At 66.4% G+C, this 5,053-nt stretch carries 5 protein-coding genes and 1 pseudogene; 3 read left to right on the forward strand and 3 right to left on the reverse strand.

The genetic code is table 11. From position 1 onward, the window contains the following. Positions 1-83: 83 nt before the first annotated feature. The 3 genes from APY03_RS42895 to APY03_RS33130 are packed head-to-tail and all read left to right on the forward strand — an operon-like array spanning position 84 to position 2,274. Positions 84-1,067, forward strand: a complete 984-nt coding sequence (locus tag APY03_RS42895; RefSeq protein WP_068683967.1) for a DUF3850 domain-containing protein — start codon at positions 84-86, stop codon at positions 1,065-1,067. Beyond that, positions 1,064-1,606 (forward strand): hypothetical protein, encoded by a 543-nt coding sequence (locus APY03_RS44895; protein WP_083944722.1) that lies wholly within the window; start codon positions 1,064-1,066, stop codon positions 1,604-1,606. The genes APY03_RS42895 and APY03_RS44895 overlap by 4 nt, the downstream gene beginning before the upstream one ends. After that, positions 1,603-2,274, forward strand: coding sequence for a hypothetical protein (locus tag APY03_RS33130; RefSeq protein ID WP_068683968.1), 672 nt, complete (start codon positions 1,603-1,605; stop codon positions 2,272-2,274). Before APY03_RS44895 ends, APY03_RS33130 begins: the two co-directional genes overlap by 4 nt. A 524-nt stretch (positions 2,275-2,798) precedes the next feature. Here APY03_RS33130 and APY03_RS33135 read toward each other — a convergent pair. The 3 genes and pseudogenes from APY03_RS33135 to APY03_RS33140 all read right to left on the reverse strand — a co-directional run. Further along, a complete protein-coding gene (locus APY03_RS33135) occupies positions 2,799-3,191 on the reverse strand; it encodes a hypothetical protein (RefSeq protein ID WP_068683969.1) in 393 nt (130 codons plus the stop codon). A gap of 126 nt (positions 3,192-3,317) precedes the next feature. Then, on the reverse strand, positions 3,318-3,974 hold the full coding sequence (locus APY03_RS45765) for a DUF4124 domain-containing protein (RefSeq protein WP_083944723.1): 657 nt from the start codon (positions 3,972-3,974) through the stop codon (positions 3,318-3,320). Between the two features lie 534 nt (positions 3,975-4,508). Then, positions 4,509-5,053, reverse strand: a pseudogene (locus APY03_RS33140) (hypothetical protein); the annotation flags it as partial.

The raw sequence follows: 5,053 nt of genomic DNA on the forward strand, positions 1-5,053 counted from the left end.
TTGTCGTCGACCACTCAAGATAATTGTCGCTGGCCACCCGCCGCTGCCGTCGCGATGGGGGCTGACCGATGCACGCCTCGTCCATGAAAGCGGTCGTCAGCGCCTATGCCATCGACCTCTCTCCAAGGGAAAGCATCAGGATCGAGCGCGCGGTTCAGATCGCAGGGCCTGCGAAGTGGGCCGTCCGCCTGAACGGTGACTGCCTGAACAGAGCTGGCGAGTGGGAGTGGGAGCCGATGCCCAGCGGGCGCGATGACGGCTTCCTGGCGCGCTGCCGCTTCGATACCGATCAGGAGGCCATCGACGCAGCCGCCCGCGCAGTGGCTGCCAGGGTCGAACCTGTGCCCAGCGACCCGCGCCACCCTCGCACCAGCAACGGAGGCCCCACGATGAATCCGACCACACCCGCAGCTCAGGCCGCACCTGCCGGCCGCATCCACGAGCTGAAAACGGACCCCGAGGTCTTCCAGGCTGCCTGGGATGGCCGCAAGACGTTCGAGATCCGCTTCAACGACCGGGATTTCCAGGTTGGTGACTCGCTCTACCTGCTGGAGACGCAGCACACCGGCGTGGAAATGCGAGCCGGCGCGCCACTGGTCTACACCGGCCGCACGCAGATGAAGGTAGTCAGCCACATGCTGACCGGCTATGGCCTGGCGCCGGGCTGGTGCTGCCTGTCGTACGCAACCCAGCAGGCCGCCGCCCATCCGGTGGACACCACCCGCGACGCCCTGGGGCTCCTGGTCAAGGTCTACGACGCCATGGGTGCACCCAGAGGCCCTGCCCGCATCCGGGCCGAGGAGGCCCTGCGAGCCGCCCCCGCGGCGGGCGGACCTGCAAAGGGCACCCTCAACGGCCTGCCCTTCGACGAGTTCGAGGGGCCCGCGCGCGCCCTGCACGACGCGCTCTGCCGCGCCAGCATGATCCAGTGCAAGAACGGCTGGAGCTTCAACGGGTGGACGGCCGATGGCCGCGCGGTGCGGCACCGCATCAAGGTCGAAGGCTACGAGCGCACCGGCCCAAGTGTCGATAAGGAACCCGCGGCCCTCGTGGGAGAACAACCTTGACCACCACCCCCCGCGAGGCCGCCCTCGAAAAGCAGGTCGCCGATCTGCGCATCGCCCTCGAGCTGGCGCGCGAGGCATCGAAGGATCTGCGCCGCGCCGGCCGCGCCGAGGCGCTGGCCATCCTGCTGCAGCACGGCGCCGAGAACATCGGCGACCTCATCGGATCACACCCGATCGCCGACACGGGCGACTATGGCGAGCACTGGGACGAGCCGAAGCTGCGCGAGCTGCTCGACGTCACCGCCGACGACCCGGCGCTCTCGCTGATCGACCGGTTGGAGGGCGTGTACTGGGACCAGGTCGCCGAGATCGACGCTCTGAACGAGCGTGCGCCTGCTCAGGGCGTTCGGTACCGGCACAAGAAGACCGCCGGGATCTACGAGCGCATCGGGGACCCCCGGCTTCAAAGCGCAATTCCCATCACCGACATGGCCAGGCTGGTGCTCTACCGCGGCCAGGACGGCGCGCTCTGGGCGCGTCCTCCCGAGGAATTCAACGAACGCTTCGAACCGCTCGCTGAGGACCAGCAAGCATCATGACCATCTCCACCTCCACATCGCCCACCGTTGCATCCGCTGCATCATCGTCGCCTGAGCGGACCCAACTCATCAACGCCGCGGCCAGGCTCATCTTCGACCTGCTCGGGATGAAGCCCCCACCCGCCGAGCTCATCACGCCGGAGACGTTCGGTCCGATGCACGCCTTCGTCGACCAGGTCGAGGCGATCGTGAACGCATCGAGAGGTCCGCTTGGCACACCAGATTCGCGGGCAGCCGATGTGCTTGCGACCCCGGTCATCTACGTCAGCTCCAACGGCCAGCTCGTTAGCCGTGTGAGCGCTGAGCAGGTCGAAGCGGTGCTCGGGCCTCATGTGGACCAGATTCGCTGCGCAATGGCTCGCCAGGAAGGTGCAGGCCGGCATTACGCCGGCGAAGGTCCCATCAGCGCCCTTTACGGGATCAGGTACTTCGCGAGCACGCTCGCCGAGGCCCAGGCCATCGCTGGCGACGCAATGGACACGGCACGCAAGCGTGCGGCGGCGCGCCAGCCTGAACAGGTTTCACGGGCTGCTGCGTTGCCCAGTGAGCCGTTATGGGATCGGAAGGGCAACGTGATTCACGCAGCGGTCGACCGGCTGGGTGCGGCCCAGCGCGCAGTTGCCGGCGCCGAGCCCGAGGAAGCCCCGGCCGAGGCACCGAAGCCTTGATGGTCAAGGGACAGAGAACCATCCCTCGACGTCGCACCCCGGGCACCGGATAGGGCCGTAGCGGTCACCTTGTCCTATGACTGGTCGCCAGTTTCCCTGGCCGCCGCCGCTGTGGGCCGTCCATTTTTTGCCGCACGCGCAGCACAGCAACCAAGCAGCGTACACAGGGCCAGGCGGCTGTCGCCGTGGCGGGCACTTCATTCGAGAGTGGATCTCGTTAGAGATTGGAGGCCTGCCGCGCTGCCAATCCAGCAGTGCAAAGGTCGGGCAAGTGGCTGTGTTGGCGGTGTGCATTGCGCTGCGTTCTTGTTGATGAGCCGTCATCTTGGAGCGGCACCATTGCAACGCGCAATCCCCCGGCTCGCGCCTGGCCCTCTGAATCGCTGCCGAGCTGGCTTGGGTGGGTCAACCTTCGCTCGTTAGCTCAGCCTGGTTCTCGCGGTCGCCTACTCGACCCCTTTCGCCTCAGTGGTGGAGAGACGTAGCGAGGAGAATTCGGCTCGAACGTTGCGGAATTAGCAGCGTCACTGTGTCGCACACCGATTCGCGGCAAGCTCTCCCCGCAAGGCGCGCATGCGCTGCTGATCCGGGTTGATCACCTCCGGCGGCTGCCACTGCCAGTTCGTGTAGCGTCCCTCGATGGTGTTGCGCTCAGCGACCAGATGCGCGCACCGGGCCGCACGCGACGACTCCGCATCGACCGACTGGCTTTGCCGGGAGCGTGCCGCCTTCGCCTGCTCGGCTTGCTGCACTTGCTGATCCCAAGGAACGTCAGCGACCTGCTCAATCCGGTCGATCAGCGCGTTGTGCTTGCTGCAATGCGCCTGCGACCAGAAGGTCGCGCCGTTGTAGGCCTTGCAGAGGTAGATGGTCGCGGCCTGGGCCGTGCTCGCGGTCACCAGCACCGAGGCGATCACTATGGCTTTCATTTGTCCTCACTCCTAACCCTAGTCTACGTCGGGCCGGGAATGGGTCGGGGAACGTCGGCCTCTCTTGTAAAACACAAAGCGCCTGTGCCGACGGGCAACGCCAAGCGCGGGAGGTCAGTTGCAGGTGATGGTATTGCCTCTCGCTCGGCAGAGCTTCCCATCTGAGCGCCAAAACTTGTCGCCGGCTCCGGTACGGTTGTATCGATTGCCAGCACCATCCCAGCATCCGCCCGCATTGCAGTTCGTCGCTACGGCCGGCGCGGGAGCTCGAGCCGCGGCCTGTCTTGCTCGCGCCTGTTCCTCCTCGTATGCGCGATCGGCCGATCCGCCAGCGCCGTAGTAGCCACGTCGCGCCGACCAGTTCGGATTGTTCGCTCGCGCTCCACCCATGCAGCCCTTGCGGGTGGAGTAGGTGTCGCAGGACTCTGGATTCGGGTCTGCCCCTTGCCTCTCGGCCGACCTCTGGCGCGGCTCAGGCGCACTCATGATCGCCGCGTCGCCTTCGCCCTGAGACTGGCGCGTCACCGTGTCGACACTTCCCTCCAGGTTCGCACGTGCTCGATAGATGCTTGTCATGTTGCGCTCCCTCGCATATGGGTCGTAGCGCGGCGCCGTGGCATCGCTGCCCAGTACCTGCTCAGAGCTCTTCGCGGTAGTGCCGCACGGCTGGTCGGAGTAGGCAACCCTCCCGCTTGCTTCAATGCAACGGTGCACCTGCGCACTGGCGCTCGAGGCAGCGACCAGCACAGCGAAAAAAATGAAACTACGCATCCTCGCTCCTTGTGTCCCTTAAGGTCGCGAGATGTTACTCGGAGCTGCTGTTCGCCTTCGCTGTTGCTCGCTCACCGACGGCCCTCGAGCCGATGTCGTTGAACGATGCGTTGAACCAGGCCGCGACGGCTGCGCGTTGACGAGCGCAGCGCCACGGTGGCCCTGAGCACGTCATAGCGAAATGGCTCGATTGACAAGAAGACGCAGGACCTCAACGGAACCGAGCGTCCCGAGTCACCGGCGACGCCGGCCTGCAGTCAGGGGCCCCGCATTGGGCCGCGAAGCGGCTGAGGTCCATCCATAAGTCCGAGGTGGGGCCCCCGGCCGCAGGCCGAAGGGGCGGACGGGCCACCGTCCGGGCAACCTGTCCACGGGCGAAGCCGGTGGGCAGGGCGTCAGGCCGAAGGCAAGCGCGCGGGGAGCGGTGGGCAGACCTGGCAGCCCGAAGGGTCTGTCCACACGCCAGTGTGGGCAGCAGGTTGTCCACGGCGGACGGGATCAACCCAGGCCGTTGCACCTGCGCCTGCTGGGAAATCAGGCCGCGGTGATCGGCTCGAACTCCGGATGGGCCGCCAGCAGGTCGCGCCATTCAGCGTCGTCGGCCAGCTTGGGGTAGGGCGCTGGGGGGATTATGGCGAGCCCTACCGTCTCCTTGTGGTGATGCCACAGTGCGTAGACGCGCCCGGGCTGGTGGCGGTGGTAGGACGCCCAGGACAGGCCGTGCACTACCGAGCCGTAGCGCCCGAAGAGCTGGTGCGCGACGCCACGATGCTGGGCATACAGAGGATCTGGAAAGCGCAGGCCGAGCGTGCGCTTGTTCTCCCCGTCTATGGGGATGAAGATTGCCGGGGCACGAAGCTGGTAGCGCACCACGGAATACTCGGCCGTGCGCTGCACGTCGTAGGTGTAGCGGTCGGAACTGTCGCAATTTAGGATTCGGCATTCAATGGCCACCGCCGCCAAGCTGTCGGCGGTGTAGAGCACCGCGTAGTCGCCAGCGTGGCCCGCCGGCGGGTCAACGCGCTGGTCGCGGCGATCCAGCGGCGGCTCCTGCCAGTCGCCGCCTGGGTAGCGAAAGA

This window comes from Variovorax sp. WDL1, from assembly GCF_001541225.1.
GTDB lineage: Bacteria > Pseudomonadota > Gammaproteobacteria > Burkholderiales > Burkholderiaceae_C > Variovorax.